The organism is Enterobacter sp. UPMP701, assembly GCF_053709515.1.
Genome location: NZ_JBSKJN010000001.1, coordinates 1020637 through 1040695, shown reverse-complemented (window position 1 = coordinate 1040695; position 20059 = coordinate 1020637). Strand labels below are relative to the sequence as shown.

The following is a 20059-nucleotide window of genomic DNA, read 5'->3' as shown; positions in this document are numbered from 1 at the left end:
CATCCAACCAGAGAAGCGAGAACGACGCCGCCGTGTCAATACGCCGTGCCTTTTGCGCAAAATGATCCGTTCAGCTGTTTCAACTCACTAAAATTTATCGAGGGTCGACGCACGTCAGAAATTCCATTCTTATATTTACGCGTTAAGTAAAAATTTGAAATCAGGGAATATTCTGCGCCTACGGTCAAAGATAATTATTTTACAAAGGGAGTTATACATAATGAAAGGGGAAATGTATCAATACGATGACGATGATATCGACTCGATTGCCTGGTCCGTCGCATTCAGCGAATGGCTGGGAATGGATACATTACAGGATTGTGTTCTGAAACGGATCTCAAAGCAGGAGAGAGAAAAATATGAAAATAAGTTAGCCGAGTTTCGCCATTTCTTTCAATACGCATCAGGAGAAGAATATTTTTCACGCTATCTAATACAAAATAAAACGCAGCACTAAGTTTATTTTATACGGATATATGGATTACATGCATGAGGATTGCACAGTTATTAGCTAAAACGTTAATTGCCGGCACGTTTTCTCTCCCTTACGTGACGGTGTTGGCCATGATGCCCGTGGATCATAATCAATACGACGCCATGATTATCGAGGCGAGAAAAGGCAATACACAACCTGCATTAACCTGGTTTTCAGGCCATCAACGGCTCGATGAATCTCAGGTTGCCGACTGGATGCAGATCGCCCTGTGGGCCGGCAAAAATGACGAGGTCATCGACGTCTACTCCCGGTACCGACACCACACGCTTCCGGCGAGAGCCTGGGCCGCGCTGGCGGTCGCCTGGCGCAATAAGCAGGAGTGGAAAAAGGCGCTAAAAGTCTGGGACCGTATCTGTGATGAAAGCCCGTACACGGCAGAGTTTTGCCGGGGAAGAGTATTGACCCTCGCCGACAGCGGTGAGTATGCCGGGGCGCTGCGTGACATCCGCCAGCTGCAAAAGAGAGCGCCAGACAGCAAAAATTACCTGACGGAAGCGTATGTACACAGGCTTGCCGGCCATTACCCCGAAGAATTGCTGGCTATCACCCAGGCGATGCGCCTGTCAGAACACCCGGAAACGCTGTCTGATGCCTGGCGTACGGCCCTGGCAGACAATCAGTTGCCGTCAGCCGAATTAACGCATGTGCAGGCGCAGGGGAAACAGCCTGAGGCCAGCGAGCGTGCGGACGCGGCGGCGGAGTTAGTCAGGCTGGCGTTCATGCCGACCCGCAGCGAAAAAGAGCGCTACGTTATCGCCGATCGTGCCTTATCCCTTTATGAAGGGATAATCGCCGAGTGGAAAAATAAGCCGGAGTATGAGGCGGTATATCGCCGTGTTAGCTTCGACAGGCTCGGGGCCTTGCTTTCACGCGACCGCCATGAGGCGGTCATCGCGCAATATCAGCAGATGCAACAGGCTGGCCTCGTGCTGCCGGAGTATGCCCAGTACTGGGTGGCCTCGGCGTATCTCAAAACGGGCCAGCCCGATCGGGCTCAGGCGATGCTCTCACGGCTGTTTTATCAGACGCCTCAGAAGGTCGATGACATTTCGGAGGAGGAGCGTGCCGATCTGTTTTATAGCCATCTGGAAAGTGAAAACTACCGCCCGGCGATGCTGCTGACGAAACGCGTCGTTGATACCACACCGGCCACCGTATACCCGCGCGGATCGTCAGTGCCCGTGCCGAATGATAAATGGCTTGAAGGGCAACAGTACCGCGCCTCGCTGGCAATGTACGAACAGGATCTGGCCCGGGCGGAATCGCTGACGCGCGGCCTTGCGCAGGCGGCACCGGGCAATCAGGGGCTGCGTATTGACCATGCGCGCGTGCTTCTTGCACGCGGGCTGCCGCGAGCCGCAGAAGAGAGTCTGAAGCAGGCCGAATTGCTGGAACCGTCAAGCATTCCCCTGGAAACCGAACAGGCCTACGCCGCGCTGGATCTTCAGGAGTGGCAACAGGCCGAGGAGCTGACGAAGGATGTGGTGCAACGCGCGCCTGACACTGCAGCGGTAAAGCAGCTCAGTAAGGCGCTTGCTACCCATCAGCGCGCGGAATTACGGGTGGCGGGAACGGTTGGCATTGATTCTGACTCGCCTGACTCAGGACGTCACGATGTTAGCTTCAACAGTACCCTTTATAGCGCTCCGCTGAACTATAACTGGCGCGGATTCGTCGGCTACGGCTTTTTTGACGGCCGTTTCCAGGAGGGGAAAGGCGTGGTGCATGACGGGCTCATGGGGCTGGAATGGCGTTCGCGAAACCTGTGGGCAGAGGCTGAAGTCTCAGGTCGACGTTTCAGTGGCGATCAAAAAATCGGGGCCCGGCTTTCGACCCGTATCGATTTTAACGATAGCTGGCAACTGGGGCTGGAAGGCGAACGCGTGTCGCGTAACGCGCCGATGCGCGCCATGAAGAACGGCATCACCGCGAACAGCGGTGGGGCGGAGATACGCTGGTATCAGCATGAAAGCCGACAATACAGCGCGCACTACCTGAAGACCGACTTCTCTGACGGTAACCACAGGAATGAATATTTCCTCAACGGTCAGGAACAGGTCTGGGCGTCGCCCGATGTGAACCTGAGCCTCCAGCCAGGCGTCTATTACGGCACCAACAGCCAGTCGGACGTGCCTTACTTCAGCCCGGACAAACGTCTGGACGCGATGGTCGGGATGACGCTGGATCATCGGCTGTGGCGCCGGTACGAAAACAGCTGGACGCAGACATTCAGCGCCGGAGCAGGAAATGCGTGGCAGAAGAGCTATGGCAGCGGCCTCATTACTCAACTGGGCTATGGGCAGCGCGTGTCCTGGCGCGACGGGGGAGAAGCGGGGGCGATGCTACGCTGGGATAAACGCCCCTATGACGGAAAGCAGGAACACAATCTATCGGTTGATTTTAATGTGACCCTTCGATTCTGAGGCAACGTATGTTACGGAAAGGATTTCAAACATTACTGGCGCTGCTCGGCATTATGCTCGTAGCGGCGTGCGTCGACGGGCGCGGGCCTGCCTATACCAGCCCGGCCCTGCGCGAAAAGTTACGCGCCGAAACGCCATGGCCGGCGAATGGCTTCGTAACGATTGCGTATCATGAGGTGGAAGACGGCGAAACGGATCAGCGTTTTATGTCCGTGCGGACCTCCGCGCTGAAAGAGCAGTTTGCCTGGCTGCGTGAAAATGGCTACAGGCCGGTCAGCGTGGCGCAGATCCGCGAGGCACACCGCGGGGGTAAACCCTTACCGGAAAAAGCGGTTTTGTTGTCGTTCGATGACGGCTTCAGCAGCTTTTACACCCGCGTCTATCCGCTGCTCGTTGCCTATCAGTGGCCCGCTTTGTGGGCGCCGGTTGGCAGCTGGATCAACACCCCCGCCGGGCAACCGGTGCAGTACGGCGATGAGAAGATCGCGCGTGAACGCTTCGCCACCTGGCAGCAGGTGCAGGAGCTGTCCCGTTCGCCGCTGGTGGAGATAGGTGCACATACCTGGAACAGCCATTTTGGCACCCTTGCGAATCCGGGTGGCAGCATGCTTCCGGCATTTGCGAATCGTCGGTTTCTCAAGGACGATCGGCGCTACGAAACCGAAAAGGAGTATCGGGCGCGCATACGGCGAGACGCACAGACGCTGGTAAGCCATTTTAAAACCCATACCGGTAAAGCCCCTACGGCCTGGGTGTGGCCATATGGCGCGGAGAATGGGACGGCGATTCAGGAGCTTAAGGCTCTCGGTTTTGACATGTTTTTCACGCTGGAAGACGGGCTGTCAACAGCCACGCAGCTGGATTCGATTCCGAGGATCCTGATTAATGGCAATCCGACGCTGGAAGCGTTTGCGCTTCAGGTAACGGGAGTGCAGGAACAAGCGCTCCAGCGCGTGATGCATGTCGATCTGGACTACGTGTTTGATCCAGACGCCGCGCAGATGGAAAAAAATATCGATGCCCTCATTCAAAGAGTCAAGGATATGGGGATCACCACCGTTTACCTGCAGGCGTTTGCCGATCCGGCGGGCGACGGTCTGGTGAAGGCGGTCTACTTCCCGAACCGCTGGCTACCGGTGAAGGCCGACATTTTCAGTCGCATTGCGTGGCAACTGCGAACCCGGGCGAGCGTGGCCGTTTACGCCTGGATGCCGGTCATGAGCTGGGATATGGCGGCAAACTTAACCCGCGTGCACAGCCTGACGGCAGGCGATGACGAGCGTCCTCAGGTCAATCCATCACAGTATCGCCGCCTGTCTCCCTTTGATGCTGAGGCAAGGCAGCGCATTGGTGATATGTATGAAGATCTGGCGGCGCATGCCTCGTTTGACGGCATTCTTTTTCATGATGACGCCGTGCTGTCCGATACGGAGGATGCCAGCCCCGCAGCGCTGGTCGCTTACGAAAAAGCGGGCTTTGGCCGCGATATTCGGGCTATTCGCGACGATGCACAGCAATTTGAGGCATGGACCCGGTTCAAAACCGAAACGCTTACCCGTTTCACCCTTGAACTGGCGGATAAAGTAAAAGCTATCCGCGGCCCGCAAATCAAAACGGCGCGTAACCTGTATGCGCTGCCGCTGATTGAACCGAAAAGCGAAGAGTGGTTTGCACAAAACGCCAATGATTTTCTTGCGCACTATGACTGGACGGCCGTTATGGCGATGCCCTACATGGAGGGCGTGAAGGATCGGGAGGGCGATAAATGGTTTAAGGCGCTTATTGCGCGCGCAGCGGCGTTACCTGACGGGAAAAATAAAATGATTATCGAGCTTCAGGCTCGGGACTGGCGACCGGACGGGCAGCATCAGCGTATTGCATCCCGCAAGATTGCGGAGTGGATGCGTATTATGCAGCTCTCTGGAATAAAACATTATGGTTATTACCCCGATGACTTTTTGAATAATCAGCCGAAGATAAACGTTATTCGGCCGGAATTCTCAACGAACTGGTACCCTGAAGATGAATAATCGCTATTTCTCAATCGTTATTTTAATTCTGGTGTTGTGTATCCCTGTCGGATTAACCCTGCTGTTTTCCGCAGAGGTGATGCTGCGATATGTCTTTTTCTGGCCGTTCTTTATGTCGATATTCTGGATAGCGGGCAGCGTCTTTTTCTGGCTTTATCGCGAGCGGCACTGGGCGTGGGGTAAAGATGCACCGGTACCGATGCTCAAAGACAACCCCTTAATTTCGATCGTTATCCCTTGTTTTAATGAATCGAAGAATATTCAGGAGACCATTGCGGCGGCCATGTCACAGCGGTATGACAATTTTGAAGTTATCGCGGTGAATGACGGTTCGTCGGACGACACGGGTTTTCAGCTAAATATGCTGGCCGAACGTTATCCTCGCCTGCGTGTTGTGCATTTGATGGAGAACCAGGGAAAAGCGATTGCGCTGAAAAGTGGTGCCGCCGCTGCAAAGGGGGAGTTTCTGGTTTGCATTGACGGCGACGCCTGTCTGGATCGGGACGCCGCCGCCTGGCTTGTCGCGCCGATGATTGATAACCCGCGCGTCGGGGCCGTGACCGGGAATCCGCGTATCCGCACTCGCTCAACGTTAATCGGTAAAGTCCAGGTCGGTGAGTTTTCGTCGATTATTGGTCTTATCAAACGCACGCAACGGGTCTATGGCCAGGTGTTCACCGTTTCCGGGGTGATTGCGGCGTTCCGCCGGAGTGCGCTGGCCGACGTCGGTTACTGGAGCGATGACATGATCACGGAGGATATTGATATCAGCTGGAAACTACAGCTTCGTCGCTGGTCTGTGTTCTATGAACCCCGCGCGCTGTGCTGGATTTTAATGCCGGAAACGCTGCGTGGGCTGTGGAAACAGCGTTTACGCTGGGCGAAGGGGGGCGCGGAGGTGTTCCTGAAAAATATGGGCTCCCTCTGGCGCTGGAAACACCGGCATATGTGGCCGCTTTTTATGGAATATTGCGCGACGACGGCATGGGCATTCACCTGCCTGGTTAGCGGGCTGGTCATCCTGGCAGATGTTATCCAGAACGGCTCGGCGGGAGGGCTCTCCATTTCATCGGTGTCGGAGAATGCCGGGGTGCTGCTCTGTAGCCTGTGTCTGGTGCAATTCCTGGTGAGTATCCTGATCGAGTACCGCTATGAGCATAACGTCATCGCCACGCTGTTCTGGATCATCTGGTACCCGATCATCTTCTGGCTTATCAGTTTATTCACCACGCTTGTCGCGTTCACTGTTGTGATGCTGAACCCTCGTAGCACGCGTGCGCGTTGGGTCAGCCCGGACCGCGGGATCGCAAGGGGGTAACATGAAACAATGGATTATTAATTCGCAAAAAAATCCCTTCCGGGAGTGCCTGGAACTGTTCGTAACCTGTCTTTTGTGGGCTGTGTTTGTGTACTTTGCCTCGGGGTTTATCGCTTTTTTCCTGAAGGGGTTTACGCAGGGGAATGACGCGTTTTTGCGGCTGTTCCTCTATTTCATCCTGGCAATACTTAACGCGCTGGTGCTGGTTCTCTGGGCGATTTACAACCGCTATAAGCACCAGCGAATTGCGATTCCGCCTTCTCATGTGGCGAGTGAGGCGGAGCTGGCGATGAGCTTTTCGCTTCCGCAGCCGGTATATCAGCAGTTCCAGGCTAATAAAAAATTGTACGTTGATTTTGACAGCCATGGTGACGTGGTAAATGTCACCTCAGAGCAGTAGTACGATCCCCTGGCCATGCCGGTCAGGGGTGTCGGTTTGCGTCTTTATAATTTTGCGGTAAGAAGGATGATGATTAACAGTACGTTGGCCGAGAAAATGATCATGCTCTCAGGTGCATTTCTGTTTGCACTGATGATCGCGGTGAACTCTTTTTGCGTGAATGATAATCCTGGCTTCAGGGTACCCATGACAACGTATTTAATCGTCATGATCGCGCTGTTCTTTCTGGATACCATTATCTTTATTTTTATCCAGATGCAGTATGCCTCTGACAGAACGCACCTGTCCTCATTGATTCTGAGCATGGCGTTTTTAAGTGGGCTGGTCTATTTCATTGAAACGATTGTTATTATTCAATATCCTGAGCACTCCGGTTTTTCTAATGCGGTAAAAACAAACGACACGGCGGTATTTTATTTTTTCCGCCAGCTGAGCTTTATCTTTTTGCTGGCGCTCGCCGTTCGGGTGGAAAAACTCACCGCACGTTCGGCGTTAGGACGGCGTAATAAGATCAACCTGGCGTTAACATTATGTATTCCGCTGGTGCTGTTCCCGGTTCTGGCCCATTATTTAAGCAGCTATCATCCTGCACTGTCATTAACGATAGCGGCCGATGGCCGTGATCAGCATGCTCCCGTCTGGGACGTCAGGTACGTTAACGTTCTGATCACGCTCTGGTCGTTTTTACTCTGCTATATGACCTATGTAACGCGGTTGTCTTCAGGGATGTGGAACAGTATTATTGTGGTATGTCTCTCTGCCATTATTTACAACTTTTTCCTGTTGCTGCTTGATACGTATAATATGTCACTCTGGTATATCAGCCGGACAGTGGAGGTATTTAGTAAATTATTTGTTATATTCACCTTGTTATTTCACGTATTCAGCATGTTGAAAATTTTTGGCGAGCGAATTAATCGCGATCCGCTTACGCAGATCTTCAACCGAAAGTATTTTTATGAAGCGCTTCAGCGGGTCCGCACGCTCAGGACAGAAAAAGGCGCGAGCATAATGATGCTGGATATCGATAACTTTAAGTCTATTAATGATACCTGGGGCCACCCGGCAGGAGATCGCGTCCTTCTGGCGGTGGTAGAAATTATTAAAGACAGTATCCGTGAAAAGGATATTTTTGCCAGACTGGGCGGAGAGGAGTTTGGTCTTCTGCTGCCGGATACGGACGAGAGCCTGGCGGTGTCCGTTGCCGAGCGTATTCGTCATAATGTCCAGTATCGGACCGGACAGGGCAACCTTTACGCGCTTCCGGCAGAGGTGACACTGAGTATCGGTGTGTGCTCAGCCATTCAGAACAACCTCAACAGCAACGAGATCATTCGTAACGTGGATGAGGCGCTCTACGAGGCCAAGCACAACGGCAAAAACAGAATCGTCAGCAGACGCGCAGAATGCGGGTGAGGTTAGAGGATGGGGATGAAAACATCAAAATTGACATGCTCATCACTGTAAGAATTAAACTTCATTAAATAAATGCCCTCGCGCAACGCCAGACGTTTTTTAACCATCGCCTTAACGAAGGCAATTTTGTTAAAGGCGCTGTAGCTCTCCCAGCTACCGCTGAAGGTCATTTTCGCGTATTTCCCTTTTACTGCGCACGTTTCTTTTTTTGCAGTGGTGTCGCTTTGTAAGGAATACGATATTAAGACCTCTACAAGATAAGAACGGCTTTTGCCTAAGCGTTCAGGTGGGCGAGGCACAAGGGTGATACGATCAATCTCATGACGATTTTCAACCAGCAGTTTCTTGATTTTTTTAGTAATGTCATGGACCGAGGTATCAAAAAGATGATCGTGCTCGATAATTTGATGGGTATATAAAAACGTTTCATTCAGCTCACACATTTCGAGTTCAGGCGTTTCATGATCGCTTAATAAAAAAGAGGGCTGTAAAATATCAAAATTCCACACTCCGGCACGTCTGTACTCAGAGGGTGTCAGCCCTGTCATTTTTTTAAAGGCTCTGGAAAAACCCTGACTACTCTGGTAATGGAAAAGATAAGCTATATCCGTCACCGGAATAGACGTCATCTTTAGCATAATAGCAGCACGGCTCAGCCTCCTTCTGAGAATATATTCCCCTAATGAGAGGTGATAGTGCTCCTTAAACCATGTTTCAATGGTTCTTCTGCTGTATCCGATATCCTCAACCAGATCATCAATATGTAAGATAGTAAAGTTATTTTCCTCCACCCAGGAGAGAATATACCTTCTGATACTGTCTTTCATTTGCGTGTCAGTTATTACTTAACGGTAAACCAATTTATGCTGAGCAGATTATGCCGGAAGTTAATTGACTGGCGAAGGGATCCTGGCAATAACTTTAATTTCAAAATCAAAGCCGGCGAGCCAGTTAACGCCTATGGCCGTCCAGTTTGGGTAAGGAGGACGCGGAAACGCCAAATTTTTGACCTGCATGATGACGGGGAACTGGTTTTCTGGGTCGGTATGAAAGGTCGTTACATCAACAATATCGTCAAAGGTACATCCTGCGGCTGCGAGGGTAGCCTGGAGATTATCAAATGCGAGCTGTACCTGAGCGGCGAAGTCGGGCTCAGGTGTGCCATCGCTGCGGCTGCCAACCTGGCCGGAGACAAATAACAGATCGCCCGAGCGGATGGCGGCAGAGTAGCCATGTTCTTCGTAGAGGGCATGGCGGTTGGCCGGGAATACAGGGTCACGTGGGTGCATGGCATTTCCTTTTCTGTCAGAGGTTATTGTCGTGATGACGAAGTCGAAGTAACATACGCGATGTATGTGAAAAAATGTAATCCACATACACCATGTATGTCAAATTAAAAACGCTGCTTAACCAAGGGAGCCCCATGGCTGCAAAACGTCGTGCTGAAACGGCACAGGAAAATCGTGAAAAAATGATCCAGGCAGCGCGAAAGGCGTTTGCTGAAAAAGGGTATGCCGCCGCCTCAATGGATGAACTGACCGCAAGCGTGGGTTTAACACGCGGCGCGCTGTACCATAATTTCAGCGATAAGAAAGGGCTACTGGCGGCGGTGGTCGCGCAGATAGACAGCGAAATGGCAGCAAAAGCGAAAGCCATTGCTTCCACTGCCGAAAATGACTGGGAGCGGCTGCTGGCTGAAGGCGTCGCCTATATCAAAATGGCGCTGGTTCCTGAAGTGCAGCGTATCGTACTTCTTGATGGTCCGGCGGTTCTGGGCGATCCGGCGCAATGGCCCAGCCAGAACAGCTGCCTGGAGTCGACCCGTCACACCATCGAAAAAATGATCGCATGCAACGTCCTTAAACCGGTGGATGCAAAAGTCGCAGCCCATCTGCTGAATGGGGCTGCGCTGAACGCTGCATTGCTGATTGCCGCCAGTGATGAGCCGCAGAAAACGCTGCCGCATGCCATTGAGGTGTTCACTCTGCTGGCAGGCGGATTACGCAACAACTAACGGGTATCTTTTAACGATCTTTTCGCCATGCATCAGCCGTTAACGCCTCGCCAAAGTGACCGGCAATCAGCCTTTTTGTCAGCTCATGAAGCGGGGAGGCCATCACGTCCGCGGTGCTGCCGCGCTCGACAACCTCTCCCTGGTGCATGACCATCACCTGATCGCTGATGTGTTTCATCATTCCCAGATGCTGGGTCACGTAGATATAGGAGATACCCTGCTTTTCCTGCAGTTCCAGCATCAGGTTAATCAGCTGCGAACGCATCGACATATCCAGCGAGGCCAGGGCTTCGTCAGCAACGATCACTTTCGGGCGCAGAATCAACGCGCGCGCCAGACCGAGACGCTGTTTCTGGCCGGGGGCCAGCATATGCGGGTAGTAGCTTTCGTGGTCCGGCAACAGTCCAACCATGCGCAGGGTCTCAACAATGCGCTTACGGCGCGCCTCTGGCTCCAGGTCGGTGTTCAGCCGCAGCGGAAAATCGAGGATCTGCGAAATTCGCTGGCGTGGATTAAGCGAGGTTGACGGATCCTGGAAAATCATACGAATGCGCTGGCTGCGGAACGAGTAATCGCCAAAGTGCAGAGGATGATCGTCAATCAACACTTCTCCGGCGGTGGGCTCGACCATTCCGGCAAGCATTTTCGCCAGGGTGGATTTCCCGGAGCCGTTTTCGCCAATGATCGCCAGCGTCTGTTTTTCACGCAGCGTAAAGCTCAGGGGTTTAACCGCTTCGACCGTCTGACGATGAAACAGGCCTGTACGATAGCGAAAGGTCTTACTCAGGTTGCGGACTTCCAGCAAGGTTTCGACCATTTCACTCTCTCTCCATGTTCAGCGGGAAATGACAGGCGTAAAGATGATTTTTGGCGCCGGTGAGGCGCGGCGTCTCAATGCATTTACGCTGAGCATACGGACAACGCGGCCCCAGACGACAGCCTATCGGCAACGATTCCAGCAGCGGAATCGCCCCCGGCAGGGTATTCAGGCGGCTCTTATGCGGCATGGCGCTGCCAAAATCAGGTATGGCACGGATTAGCGCCTGCGTGTACGGGTGGTGCGGGGCGGTGATCAGGTCTTCGCTGGGAGCAGTTTCGACCGTTTGTCCGCAGTACATCACGTCAATTTTATCCGCCCACTTGCTCAGCATTTGCAGGTCATGGCTGATCAGCAAAATGGTGGTGTTGTTATTCTGATTCAGCCGCGACAGCAGGCGGAAAATTTGCGCCTGGGTGGTCGGCTCCATCGCATTCGTCGGCTCATCAGCAATCAGCAAACGCGGCTGATTGGCCAGCGCGATGGCAATCATCACTTTTTGACACTCGCCGTCCGTCAGTTCATACGGGAAGCTGCGCATCGCGTCTTTGTGATCTTTGATCCCAACGCGGTGCAATAGCTCGATGGCGCGGCGTTTGCGCCAGCCGAAACGCTGCCACCAGCGGCCTTTATAGGTCCAGCCGGGGATGTTCTGCATCAGCTGTTTGCCCACGCGCTCGGACGGATCGAGACAGGATTGTGGCTCCTGAAAGATCATCGAGACGTTATGGCCGACCAGTTTGCGACGCTCGCGAGGGGAGAGGCGCAGCAGGTCGATATCGTCAAACCGCATACGGTCGGCGGTCACGCGCCAGTTGTCTTTTGCCACGCCGCAGATGGCCTTGGCGATCAGGCTTTTCCCCGAACCGGACTCACCCACCAGCCCGCGAATCTCGCCCTCGGCGAGGGTGATGCTGATACGGTCGACGGCTTTAACCCAGCCTTCGCCGGTTTTAAATTCGATGGTGAGGTTGCGAATATCAAGAAGCGGCATTATTGCACCCCCGCGTTAATTGCACGGCGAATACCGTCGCCCAGCAGGTTGATCAGCAACACGCTCACCATAATGGCTGCACCCGGCAGCATGACCGTCCACGGCGCCACGTAGATTAACTCCAGCGCATCACCGAGCATCGCGCCCCATTCAGGGGACGGCAGCTGCGCGCCGAGGTCAAGGAAGCCGAGCGCGGCGATGTCCAGAATTGCCATCGACAGGGCGCGGGTGATCTCGGTCACCAGCCCGGCAGCGATGTTCGGCAGAACGGCAAACCACAGAATATTGAAGGTGGTCGCACCGTCCAGACGGGCCGCGACGACATACTCTTTTTCCAGCTCGTCATGCACCATGCTGTAAACCGAGCGCACGATACGGGGCAGGATCGCCAGCCAGACGGCGAACATAGCGTGCGACAGATGCGGGCCGGCAAAGGCAACCACAATGATCGCCAGCAGCAGAGACGGAATCGACAGCAGCGTGTCCAGGATATGGTTCAGTACCGCCGAGCGCAGGCCATGGGTGGAACCCGCGAAAATACCGAGCGCCAGTCCACAGATCGTCGCCGCGAGGGTCACCACAAACGCGCCGCCCACCGTCGGGGCAGCCCCGCTTAACAGGCGGCTCAACACGTCACGTCCGAGGTCGTCCGTCCCAAGGAAGAACGAGACTTCGCCGTAGCGAGACCAGGAAGGCGGCAGCAGCTGATAGCCAAGGAACTGCTGGTCGATGCCGTAAGGCGCAAACCACGAGCCAAAGACGCAAAGCAATACCAGCCCGGCGCAGCCATAAAGGCCGATCATTGCCGTGGTATCACCATAGAATTTACGCCACACGGTACGTAGCGCACCGGGCGTGCGCTTTTCACTGTATACGCTATCGTAAGGCATACCATTCCTTATGCTTCAGAGGGTTAGCCATCGCACCCAAAATATCGGACAACACGTTAACAGTGATGACCAGCGAACCAATCACCATCACGCCAGCAGAAATCGCGGCGTAATCCTGCTGGCGGATGGCGTTAATCAGCCAGCGCCCCAGCCCAGGCCAGCTAAAGACCATCTCAGTGATCATCGCCAGGGTGAGCATGGTGGAGAACTGCAGCCCAAGACGCGGGATCACCGGCGGCAGCGCGTTGTGCAGGACGTTGCGGCGCAGTATGGTCAGGCGCGACAATCCGCGCGTGGCGGCGGCTTTGACGTAGTTCTGGTCAAATACCTCGATGGTGCTCAGGCGCATCAGGCGGATCACCTCGGTCGTCGGCGCAACCGCCAGCGTCAGCACCGGCAATACCATATGGCGCAGGGCGCTGACGATCATCTCATGACGCCACACGGAGTCAGACAGCCACGCGTCAATGAGGGCAAAACCCGTCACCGTTTTAACCGTATAGAGCAGGTCAAAACGGCCAGAGACCGGTAGCCAGCCCATTGTCAGGGAGAAGAACAGCGTCAGCAGGAGCGCGAGCCAAAAGACCGGTATGGAGAAGCCAAGCAGGGCGAGGGCGCTGATAAATTTATCCTGCCATTTATTGCGATAGATCCCGGCCAGCATGCCCACGGGAATGCCCACCATCAGGGCAAAGCCGAAGGCCAGAATGCACAGCTCCATCGTCGCCGGGAACACTTCTTTCAGCTGCTGAGAGATAAGCTGTCCGTTGATGCTGGACACGCCGAAATCCCAGTGCAGCAGACCGTTAAACCAGAACAGCCAGGCATCCCACAGCGACGACCCTTGCAGCGGGGCGTGCGGCGTAAAATAGCTCAGGCTGAAGCCGACGAAGGTTAGCAGAAAGAGCGTCACCAGCAGTAACAGGAGTCGACGTAAGGTAAAAATGATCATGGTTTTTTCACCTCTTGTTCTTTTTCGCGCGACACGCCGGCGAACGAGGCGTTGCCGAACGGACTCAGCACCAACCCTTTAATGTCGTAACGATAAGCCTGGAGACGCAGGGAAGAGGCCAGCGGCAGCACGGGCAATTCCTGTGCGAGGATCTTCTGCGCTTCATCGTAAGCGTCAATGCGCGAGGCCAGCTGTTGGGAAGAGAGCGCTTTTTGCAGCACGGCGTCAAACTCCCGGTTACACCAGTGGGCGTAGTTGGTCTGCGAGTTAATCGCAGCGCAGCTCAGCAGCGGGCGGAAGAAGCTGTCCGGATCGTTACTGTCGGTAGCCCAGCCAGTCAGAGTCAAGTCATGATTCATATCCATCAGGCGCGCCTCCTGGAAACGGCCCTCAACCGGTACGATGATCACTTTGACGCCCACCTGCGCCATATCTGCCTGCAGCAGTTCGGCGGTTTTCAACGGGCTGGGGTTCCACGCCTGGGAACTGGTGGGCACCCAGAGCTGGAGCGTCAGGTTTTCCGCCCCCAGCGCTTTAAGCTGCTCACGCGCCTTTGCCGGATTGTACTCCGTAATTTTAGCCTCACCGTCATAGGCCCACGAGGCGCGCGGTAAAATAGAGGCGGCGGTTTCCGCCGTACCGTAGTAGATCGACTGCATCAGACGCTGGTTGTTGATTGCCAGCGCCAGGGCGTGGCGGACGGCAGGGTTGTTCAGCGGCGGCTTATCGGTGTTAAAGGCCAGGTAAGCGATGTTCATCCCCGGGCGTAACGTCAGGCGCAGGCGCGGATCGTCGCGCAAAATAGTGAGCTGGCTGGCGGCAGGCCAGGCGAGCACGTCGCATTCCCCGGTCAGCAGTTTTGACAAACGTCCCGTTCCGCCAGAGCCGAGATCGACCACTACCTGCGGCATCAGGGGCGTACCGCGCCAGAAATGTTCATGGCGCTGCAGGCGAATATATTGCCCCGCGCGGTATTCGGCCAGCTGGAACGGGCCGGTACCCACCGGCTGACGGTCGAGCAGTTCCTGACGATCTTTTTTCGTCAGCTTCGCCGCGTATTCAGCAGACATAACGGAGGCATAGTGGGTCGCCAGATGCCAGAGGAAAGAGGCATCCGGGCGCGTCAGGGTAAACTCAACCGTCCGGTTATCGAGCTTGCGCACACTTTTAACGGTGTCGGCAAACTGCAGGCTGTCAAAATAGGGGAAATTACTGCCGTTAACGTTATGCCACGGGTGGTTGCGGTTAAAGATTCGCTGGAAGGTGAAGACCACGTCATCCGCGTTCAGCTTGCGCGTGGGGGTAAACCACGGCGTGCGTTGAAACGCGACATCGTCGCGCAGGCGAAAACGGTAGGTTGCACCGTTGTCCAGCACTTCCCAGCTTTCCGCCAGCTCAGGCACCAGGCGGTAGGTGTACGGATCAACATCAAGCAGACGGTCATACAGCTGTGCAGCAAGCGTATCCACAATCAGGCCGCTGCCCGCTTTCTGCGGGTTGAAGGTATCCACCTGGCCGCTCACGCAATAGACGAAGCCGCTGTCACGAATGTCAGGCTGCGTAGACTGGCCGGGCGCAGCAAACGCCAGGCTGCTAAACAGACCGAGTGCAAATAAGGACGATAAAACCAGACGCATAATTTTTAAGGTTTTTAGGTTCGATCTGCAAAGTGTATCGCACTTACGCCTGCTTCGTAAAAATGTCTGAGGGTAAGTGCCGATATTGTCAGCGCATTTGATGCTTTTTAAGCAATGCCCGTAACTGATGGTAGGTCAGGCCCAGGAGTTCAGCCGCCTGTTTCTGGTTATATTTAGCCGCTTTCAGGCTCTGCTCCAGCAGCAGCTGCTCCTGGTCGTGCTGGAACTGACGCAAATCAAGGGGCAGTGCGGGAGTATCGCCTGATGATGGCGTGGTGGAAACCGGCGGCGCGCTGCGCTGAAAAGGATCGATAATGATATTGTCCAGCTCCGTCTCGCTGCTGCCGTGTCGGTAGACAGAACGCTCCACGACGTTTTTCAGTTCGCGAATATTCCCCGGCCAGTGGTAAGCCAGCAGCGTCTCCTGCGCATAATCGCTGAAGCCAGGGAAGAGCGGTAGACCGAGTTCGCGGCACATCTGAATCGCAAACTGATCGGCGAGCAGCATAATGTCGCTTCTTCGCTCGCGCAGCGGTGGAAGCTGAACGACGTCAAAGGCCAGGCGGTCAAGAAGATCGGCACGGAATTTCTCCTCCGCAACCATTTCCGGCAGATTGGCGTTGGTAGCGCAGACAAGGCGCACGTTAACCTGTAGCGGCTGGCTGCCGCCGACGCGTTCAAGTTCGCCATACTCAATCACGCGCAGTAGTTTTTCCTGCACCAGCATCGGCGCGGTGGCGAGTTCATCAAGAAACAGGGTGCCGCCGTCGGCGCGCTCAAAGCGCCCCGGGTGGCGTTTCTGAGCGCCGGTAAACGCGCCCGCTTCGTGGCCAAACAGCTCGGTGTCGAGCAGGTTTTCATTCAGCGCCGCACAGTTCAGTGAAATAAAGGGGCCGTCCCAGCGCCCGGATAAATAGTGCAGACGGTTAGCAATCAATTCCTTACCCGTGCCGCGCTCGCCGATGATCAGCACCGGTTTGTTGAGCGGGGCCAGGCGAGAGACCTGTTCGAGCACCTCAAGAAAGCTGTTGGCTTCACCGAGTAAATTGTCTTTGTATCCAGCCATGATGAAATTAACCACTCCTTAGCGATATTCACCAGGTCAGCATAGTTCTGCGATGAATAAAAATCAATCACACTGAATAAAATCAATAAGATAAAAAACTGGCACGGGAATTGTATTGTCGATACAGCAGGGCATAGCCCGATAACAGAACTATGAGGATGTAATTATGGGTATCTTTTCTCGTTTTGCCGACATCGTGAACGCCAACATCAACTCACTGCTGGAGAAAGCGGAAGATCCGCAGAAGCTGGTGCGCCTGATGATTCAGGAGATGGAAGACACGCTGGTTGAAGTGCGTTCTACCTCCGCCCGCGCGCTGGCTGAGAAAAAACAGTTAACGCGCCGTATTGAGCAGGCGACCGCCCAGCTCAATGAATGGCAGGAAAAAGCAGAACTCGCGCTGCGCAAAGATAAAGAAGATCTGGCCCGCGCGGCGCTGATAGAAAAACAGAAGCTGGCGGACATGATCGCGACGCTTGAACATGAAGTGACGCTGGTGGATGACACCCTTACCCGCATGAAGAAAGAGATTGGTGAGCTTGAGAACAAACTGAGCGAAACCCGCGCACGTCAGCAGGCGCTGACCCTGCGTCACCAGGCGGCAAGCTCCTCCCGCGACGTGCGTCGTCAGCTGGACAGCGGCAAGCTGGATGAGGCGATGGCGCGTTTTGAGTCATTTGAGCGTCGTATCGATCAGATGGAAGCGGAAGCAGAGAGCCACAGCATCGGTAAGCAAAAGTCGCTGGATCAGCAGTTTGCCGATCTAAAGGCCGATGATGAAATCAGCGAACAGCTGGCGGCACTGAAAGCCAAAATGAAGCAAGACAACCAATAATAATTCCTGCGGCACCTGAGCGTGCCGCATCGTAAGACAAGGAGTACACATGAGCGCGCTTTTTCTGGCCATTCCCCTGACGATTTTCGTGCTGTTTGTTTTGCCGATTTGGCTATGGCTGCACTACAGCAACCGTTCTTCAGGTAACGATTTAACCCAGAGTGAACAACAACGTCTGGCCCAGCTTACCGAACAGGCAAACAAGATGCGCGATCGCATTCAGGCGCTGGAAGCTATCCTGGATGCAGAACATCCAAACTGGAGGGACCGTTAATGTCGGGACTGAATCTGAACAAAAAATTGTGGCGAATTCCGCAGCAGGGCATGGTGCGTGGTGTCTGTGCCGGACTGGCCCATTATCTTGACGTTCCGGTAAAACTGGTGCGTGTGGTCACGGTGCTGTCGATATTCTTCGGTCTGGCGTTTATCACCTTCGTTGCTTACATCGTGCTGGCGTTTGTCCTTGACCCAATGCCGGAAGGTGAGCTGGCCGCGGAAAGCGCCCCCACCAGTAACGATCTTCTCAACGCGGTTGACAATCAACTGGCGGCCGGGGAAAAGCGGTTACGTGAGATGGAGCGTTATGTCACCTCCGATACCTTTACGCTGAGAAGTCGTTTTCGTCAGCTTTAAGAGAGAATATACATGAAGCAAAACTGGCAACAGGCCGGTCAGAAGGTAAAACCCGGCCTGAAAATCGCAGGTAAATTGGTTCTGATGACGGCGTTACGTTACGGCCCGGCAGGTGTGGCGGGTTGGGCGATCAAATCTGTTGCCCGCAAACCGGTCAGAATGTTGCTGGCCGTGGCGCTCGAACCTCTGCTGCAGAAAGTAGCGAAACGGTTGTCACGCCGCTATTTATCCCGGTAAATCACGCTCGCGTTAGCCCTTTCTCTTCCTGAGAGGGGCTAACGGCCATTACCGTTTTTTCTCCTGTTCCCTCACTTTTTTTGCAGCAGCTCACATTACTGCACAGAGCTGCTTTGCAATTGTCTTTTTCAGCCTCCCGTTCCGTTGACAGATATTTTTCAGGAGAGTAGATTGCTCTTCGTGGGACCGCTACCATGGAAAATAATGTGAACGCAAAAATTAAAAATCTTATCAATCATATTTACGGTGAATCATTTTCTGAAGCACATTTTAAAGTATTATTAACAAAGCTCGAACAAGCCGCCGTTGATATTACAGAAAAACGTAAAACAGGATGGGATGAAAAAGATGTTGTCCTGATCACCTATGCCGATCAGTTCTCCGCGAAAGGGGAGAAAGCCCTGCCGGTATTTACCCGTTTTTATAATGAGTGGCTTGCACGTACGTTTTCCCATGTCCACCTTTTGCCTTTTTATCCGTGGTCTTCTGATGACGGCTTTTCCGTTATTGATTACCACGCTGTTGCGCCCGAAACCGGAACCTGGCGAGATGTGGCTGAATTAAAACAGTCTGCCAGCTTAATGTTTGATTTTGTGTGCAACCATATGTCAGCAAAAAGTGAATGGTTTGCTAATTATCTGGCACAGAAACCGGGTTATGAAGATTTCTTTATTTCAGTCGATCCTGAAACTGATTTATCGGCAGTGACGCGTCCTCGTGCATTACCCCTGCTGACACCTTTTACACTGCATGACGGCAGCGTACGTCATCTGTGGACCACCTTCAGTGATGACCAGATCGATCTCAACTTCGCCTCACCTCAGGTGCTGATTGCGATGGTTGACGTCCTGCTTCATTACCTTGCGGAAGGGGCTCGTTATATCCGTCTGGATGCCGTCGGGTTTATGTGGAAAATCCCAGGAACAAGCTGTATCCATCTGGAACAGACGCATTGCCTTATTCAGCTTTTCCGCGCGATTACTGAGCTCGTGGCGCCGGGCACGGTGATCATTACCGAGACGAATGTCCCGCACAAAGACAATATTTCCTACTTCGGTGACGGTGAAAACGAAGCCCAGATGGTCTATCAGTTCTCCTTACCGCCGCTGGTGCTGCATGCTGTTCATCGTCAGGATGTTAACGCCCTCTGCCAGTGGGCAGGGTCGCTGGCGCTGCCTTCGAGAAAAACGACCTGGTTCAACTTCCTGGCCTCTCACGACGGTATCGGTCTGAACCCGCTACGTGGTATTCTTCCGGAATCAGAAATCCTTTCACTTGTCGAAAAACTTCAGCAGGAAGGGGCGCTGGTCAACTGGAAAAATAACCCTGACGGAACGCGCAGCCCTTACGAAATTAACGTGACCTATCTGGACGCGTTAAGTTCACAAAACAGTTCGGATGATGAACGCATTGCGCGCTTTATTCTGGCGCATGCCGTACTGTTAAGTTTTCCTGGTGTTCCCGCTATTTATATTCAAAGCATTCTTGGTTCCCGTAACGATTACGAAGGCGTCGAACGCCTTGGATATAACCGCGCAATAAACCGGATGAAATACACTGCCGGTCAGGTTGACCAGGAACTTAGAACTACGAATAGTATTCGTCATAAAATTTATTCCCGCTTAAGCGAGCTTGTTGCGGTCCGTCGCGGAGAAAGTGCATTCCATCCTGATAGTCAGGCATTATTTGAATCACTGGATGAACAAATCCTTAAAATTGTTCGCGTGGCGGAAAATGGTGAGAGAATTACAGCACTGTTTAATTTTAGTAATAACGTTCATACCGTTAATGAAGAAACGCTAAACGGTACGGAATTGCTATCAGGACAAGCTGTTAGCGGTAAGGAACTGACCCTCAATCCATGGCAGGTTATGTGGATTAAAGAAAACTAAAAAGGACCC

Annotated in this window: 20 protein-coding genes; 12 read left to right on the top strand and 8 right to left on the bottom strand. The window is 53.6% G+C overall.

Annotation, left to right across the window (positions count from 1 at the left end; all coding sequences use genetic code 11):
• The first annotated feature begins 220 nt into the window (after positions 1-220).
• From ACWKXT_RS05075 to ACWKXT_RS05050, 6 genes are all read left to right on the top strand, one after another.
• Positions 221-457: a hypothetical protein gene (locus tag ACWKXT_RS05075; protein WP_454526645.1), complete on the top strand. Its 237-nt coding sequence runs from the start codon at positions 221-223 to the stop codon at positions 455-457.
• A gap of 32 nt (positions 458-489) precedes the next feature.
• Positions 490-2919 (top strand): poly-beta-1,6 N-acetyl-D-glucosamine export porin PgaA, encoded by a 2430-nt coding sequence (gene pgaA, locus ACWKXT_RS05070; protein ID WP_454531851.1) that lies wholly within the window; start codon positions 490-492, stop codon positions 2917-2919.
• An 8-nt stretch (positions 2920-2927) separates the two neighbouring features.
• A complete protein-coding gene (gene pgaB / locus ACWKXT_RS05065) occupies positions 2928-4949 on the top strand; it encodes a poly-beta-1,6-N-acetyl-D-glucosamine N-deacetylase PgaB (protein ID WP_454526647.1) in 2022 nt (673 codons plus the stop codon).
• Positions 4942-6267, top strand: a complete 1326-nt coding sequence (gene pgaC / locus ACWKXT_RS05060; RefSeq protein WP_454531850.1) for a poly-beta-1,6-N-acetyl-D-glucosamine synthase — start codon at positions 4942-4944, stop codon at positions 6265-6267. The genes pgaB and pgaC overlap by 8 nt, the downstream gene beginning before the upstream one ends.
• 1 nt (position 6268) lies before the next feature.
• Positions 6269-6667, top strand: a complete 399-nt coding sequence (pgaD, locus tag ACWKXT_RS05055) for a poly-beta-1,6-N-acetyl-D-glucosamine biosynthesis protein PgaD (protein WP_454531849.1) — start codon at positions 6269-6271, stop codon at positions 6665-6667.
• 66 nt (positions 6668-6733) lie between these two features.
• Positions 6734-8083 carry a sensor domain-containing diguanylate cyclase gene (locus ACWKXT_RS05050; protein WP_454531848.1) on the top strand — a complete coding sequence of 450 codons (1350 nt, stop codon included), beginning with the start codon at positions 6734-6736 and terminating at the stop codon, positions 8081-8083.
• 2 nt (positions 8084-8085) lie between these two features.
• On the opposite strand, the gene ACWKXT_RS05045 is transcribed toward ACWKXT_RS05050, so the two are convergent.
• Together ACWKXT_RS05045 and ACWKXT_RS05040 are read right to left on the bottom strand one after the other, a co-directional pair.
• Positions 8086-8910: a helix-turn-helix transcriptional regulator gene (locus tag ACWKXT_RS05045; protein WP_454526651.1), complete on the bottom strand. Its 825-nt coding sequence runs from the start codon at positions 8908-8910 to the stop codon at positions 8086-8088.
• Between the two features lie 60 nt (positions 8911-8970).
• Entirely contained in the window at positions 8971-9372 is a 402-nt protein-coding gene (locus ACWKXT_RS05040; protein WP_454526652.1) for a RidA family protein, read from the bottom strand.
• A gap of 134 nt (positions 9373-9506) precedes the next feature.
• On the opposite strand from ACWKXT_RS05040, the gene ACWKXT_RS05035 reads away from it, so the two are divergent.
• Positions 9507-10097 (top strand): TetR/AcrR family transcriptional regulator, encoded by a 591-nt coding sequence (locus tag ACWKXT_RS05035; protein WP_454526653.1) that lies wholly within the window; start codon positions 9507-9509, stop codon positions 10095-10097.
• Positions 10098-10107: 10 nt separating this feature from the next.
• Here ACWKXT_RS05035 and sapF read toward each other — a convergent pair whose 3' ends face one another.
• From sapF to pspF, 6 genes are all read right to left on the bottom strand, one after another.
• Positions 10108-10914 carry a putrescine export ABC transporter ATP-binding protein SapF gene (gene sapF / locus ACWKXT_RS05030; protein ID WP_080329299.1) on the bottom strand — a complete coding sequence of 269 codons (807 nt, stop codon included), beginning with the start codon at positions 10912-10914 and terminating at the stop codon, positions 10108-10110.
• A 1-nt stretch (position 10915) separates the two neighbouring features.
• Positions 10916-11908 carry a putrescine export ABC transporter ATP-binding protein SapD gene (sapD, locus tag ACWKXT_RS05025; RefSeq protein WP_047958816.1) on the bottom strand — a complete coding sequence of 331 codons (993 nt, stop codon included), beginning with the start codon at positions 11906-11908 and terminating at the stop codon, positions 10916-10918.
• Positions 11908-12798, bottom strand: a complete 891-nt coding sequence (sapC, locus tag ACWKXT_RS05020) for a putrescine export ABC transporter permease SapC (protein WP_454526654.1) — start codon at positions 12796-12798, stop codon at positions 11908-11910. Before sapC ends, sapD begins: the two co-directional genes overlap by 1 nt.
• Complete coding sequence (sapB, locus tag ACWKXT_RS05015; protein WP_454526655.1) at positions 12785-13750, bottom strand: putrescine export ABC transporter permease SapB; 966 nt, start codon at positions 13748-13750, stop codon at positions 12785-12787. The genes sapC and sapB overlap by 14 nt, the downstream gene beginning before the upstream one ends.
• Positions 13747-15387: an ABC transporter substrate-binding protein SapA gene (sapA, locus tag ACWKXT_RS05010; RefSeq protein ID WP_454526656.1), complete on the bottom strand. Its 1641-nt coding sequence runs from the start codon at positions 15385-15387 to the stop codon at positions 13747-13749. Before sapA ends, sapB begins: the two co-directional genes overlap by 4 nt.
• Before the next feature lie 88 nt (positions 15388-15475).
• Complete coding sequence (pspF, locus tag ACWKXT_RS05005) at positions 15476-16453, bottom strand: phage shock protein operon transcriptional activator (protein WP_454526657.1); 978 nt, start codon at positions 16451-16453, stop codon at positions 15476-15478.
• Positions 16454-16619: 166 nt separating this feature from the next.
• Between pspF and pspA the strand changes: the two genes are divergently transcribed.
• The 5 genes from pspA (at position 16620) to ACWKXT_RS04980 (ending at position 20050) form a co-directional block, all read left to right on the top strand.
• The gene (pspA, locus tag ACWKXT_RS05000; protein WP_454531847.1) at positions 16620-17288 is read left to right on the top strand and encodes a phage shock protein PspA; all 669 of its coding nucleotides are present in this window, start codon (positions 16620-16622) and stop codon (positions 17286-17288) included.
• A gap of 49 nt (positions 17289-17337) precedes the next feature.
• Positions 17338-17562: an envelope stress response membrane protein PspB gene (gene pspB / locus ACWKXT_RS04995; protein ID WP_454526658.1), complete on the top strand. Its 225-nt coding sequence runs from the start codon at positions 17338-17340 to the stop codon at positions 17560-17562.
• Positions 17562-17921 carry an envelope stress response membrane protein PspC gene (pspC, locus tag ACWKXT_RS04990; RefSeq protein WP_454526659.1) on the top strand — a complete coding sequence of 120 codons (360 nt, stop codon included), beginning with the start codon at positions 17562-17564 and terminating at the stop codon, positions 17919-17921. The genes pspB and pspC overlap by 1 nt, the downstream gene beginning before the upstream one ends.
• A 12-nt stretch (positions 17922-17933) precedes the next feature.
• Complete coding sequence (gene pspD, locus ACWKXT_RS04985; RefSeq protein ID WP_454531846.1) at positions 17934-18158, top strand: phage shock protein PspD; 225 nt, start codon at positions 17934-17936, stop codon at positions 18156-18158.
• A gap of 194 nt (positions 18159-18352) precedes the next feature.
• The gene (locus ACWKXT_RS04980; protein WP_454531845.1) at positions 18353-20050 is read left to right on the top strand and encodes a sugar phosphorylase; all 1698 of its coding nucleotides are present in this window, start codon (positions 18353-18355) and stop codon (positions 20048-20050) included.
• The last annotated feature ends 9 nt before the right edge of the window (positions 20051-20059 follow it).

What these genes read in the sequence shown, in the direction of transcription:
- ACWKXT_RS05075 (WP_454526645.1), top strand. Translation starts at nt 221, where the DNA reads ATGAAAGGGGAAATGTATCAATACGATGACGATGATATCGACTCGATT.
- pgaA (WP_454531851.1), top strand. Translation starts at nt 490, where the DNA reads ATGAGGATTGCACAGTTATTAGCTAAAACGTTAATTGCCGGCACGTTT.
- pgaB (WP_454526647.1), top strand. Translation starts at nt 2,928, where the DNA reads ATGTTACGGAAAGGATTTCAAACATTACTGGCGCTGCTCGGCATTATG.
- pgaC (WP_454531850.1), top strand. Translation starts at nt 4,942, where the DNA reads ATGAATAATCGCTATTTCTCAATCGTTATTTTAATTCTGGTGTTGTGT.
- pgaD (WP_454531849.1), top strand. Translation starts at nt 6,269, where the DNA reads ATGAAACAATGGATTATTAATTCGCAAAAAAATCCCTTCCGGGAGTGC.
- ACWKXT_RS05050 (WP_454531848.1), top strand. Translation starts at nt 6,734, where the DNA reads ATGATGATTAACAGTACGTTGGCCGAGAAAATGATCATGCTCTCAGGT.
- ACWKXT_RS05045 (WP_454526651.1), bottom strand. Translation starts at nt 8,910, where the DNA reads ATGAAAGACAGTATCAGAAGGTATATTCTCTCCTGGGTGGAGGAAAAT.
- ACWKXT_RS05040 (WP_454526652.1), bottom strand. Translation starts at nt 9,372, where the DNA reads ATGCACCCACGTGACCCTGTATTCCCGGCCAACCGCCATGCCCTCTAC.
- ACWKXT_RS05035 (WP_454526653.1), top strand. Translation starts at nt 9,507, where the DNA reads ATGGCTGCAAAACGTCGTGCTGAAACGGCACAGGAAAATCGTGAAAAA.
- sapF (WP_080329299.1), bottom strand. Translation starts at nt 10,914, where the DNA reads ATGGTCGAAACCTTGCTGGAAGTCCGCAACCTGAGTAAGACCTTTCGC.
- sapD (WP_047958816.1), bottom strand. Translation starts at nt 11,908, where the DNA reads ATGCCGCTTCTTGATATTCGCAACCTCACCATCGAATTTAAAACCGGC.
- sapC (WP_454526654.1), bottom strand. Translation starts at nt 12,798, where the DNA reads ATGCCTTACGATAGCGTATACAGTGAAAAGCGCACGCCCGGTGCGCTA.
- sapB (WP_454526655.1), bottom strand. Translation starts at nt 13,750, where the DNA reads ATGATCATTTTTACCTTACGTCGACTCCTGTTACTGCTGGTGACGCTC.
- sapA (WP_454526656.1), bottom strand. Translation starts at nt 15,387, where the DNA reads ATGCGTCTGGTTTTATCGTCCTTATTTGCACTCGGTCTGTTTAGCAGC.
- pspF (WP_454526657.1), bottom strand. Translation starts at nt 16,453, where the DNA reads ATGGCTGGATACAAAGACAATTTACTCGGTGAAGCCAACAGCTTTCTT.
- pspA (WP_454531847.1), top strand. Translation starts at nt 16,620, where the DNA reads ATGGGTATCTTTTCTCGTTTTGCCGACATCGTGAACGCCAACATCAAC.
- pspB (WP_454526658.1), top strand. Translation starts at nt 17,338, where the DNA reads ATGAGCGCGCTTTTTCTGGCCATTCCCCTGACGATTTTCGTGCTGTTT.
- pspC (WP_454526659.1), top strand. Translation starts at nt 17,562, where the DNA reads ATGTCGGGACTGAATCTGAACAAAAAATTGTGGCGAATTCCGCAGCAG.
- pspD (WP_454531846.1), top strand. Translation starts at nt 17,934, where the DNA reads ATGAAGCAAAACTGGCAACAGGCCGGTCAGAAGGTAAAACCCGGCCTG.
- ACWKXT_RS04980 (WP_454531845.1), top strand. Translation starts at nt 18,353, where the DNA reads ATGGAAAATAATGTGAACGCAAAAATTAAAAATCTTATCAATCATATT.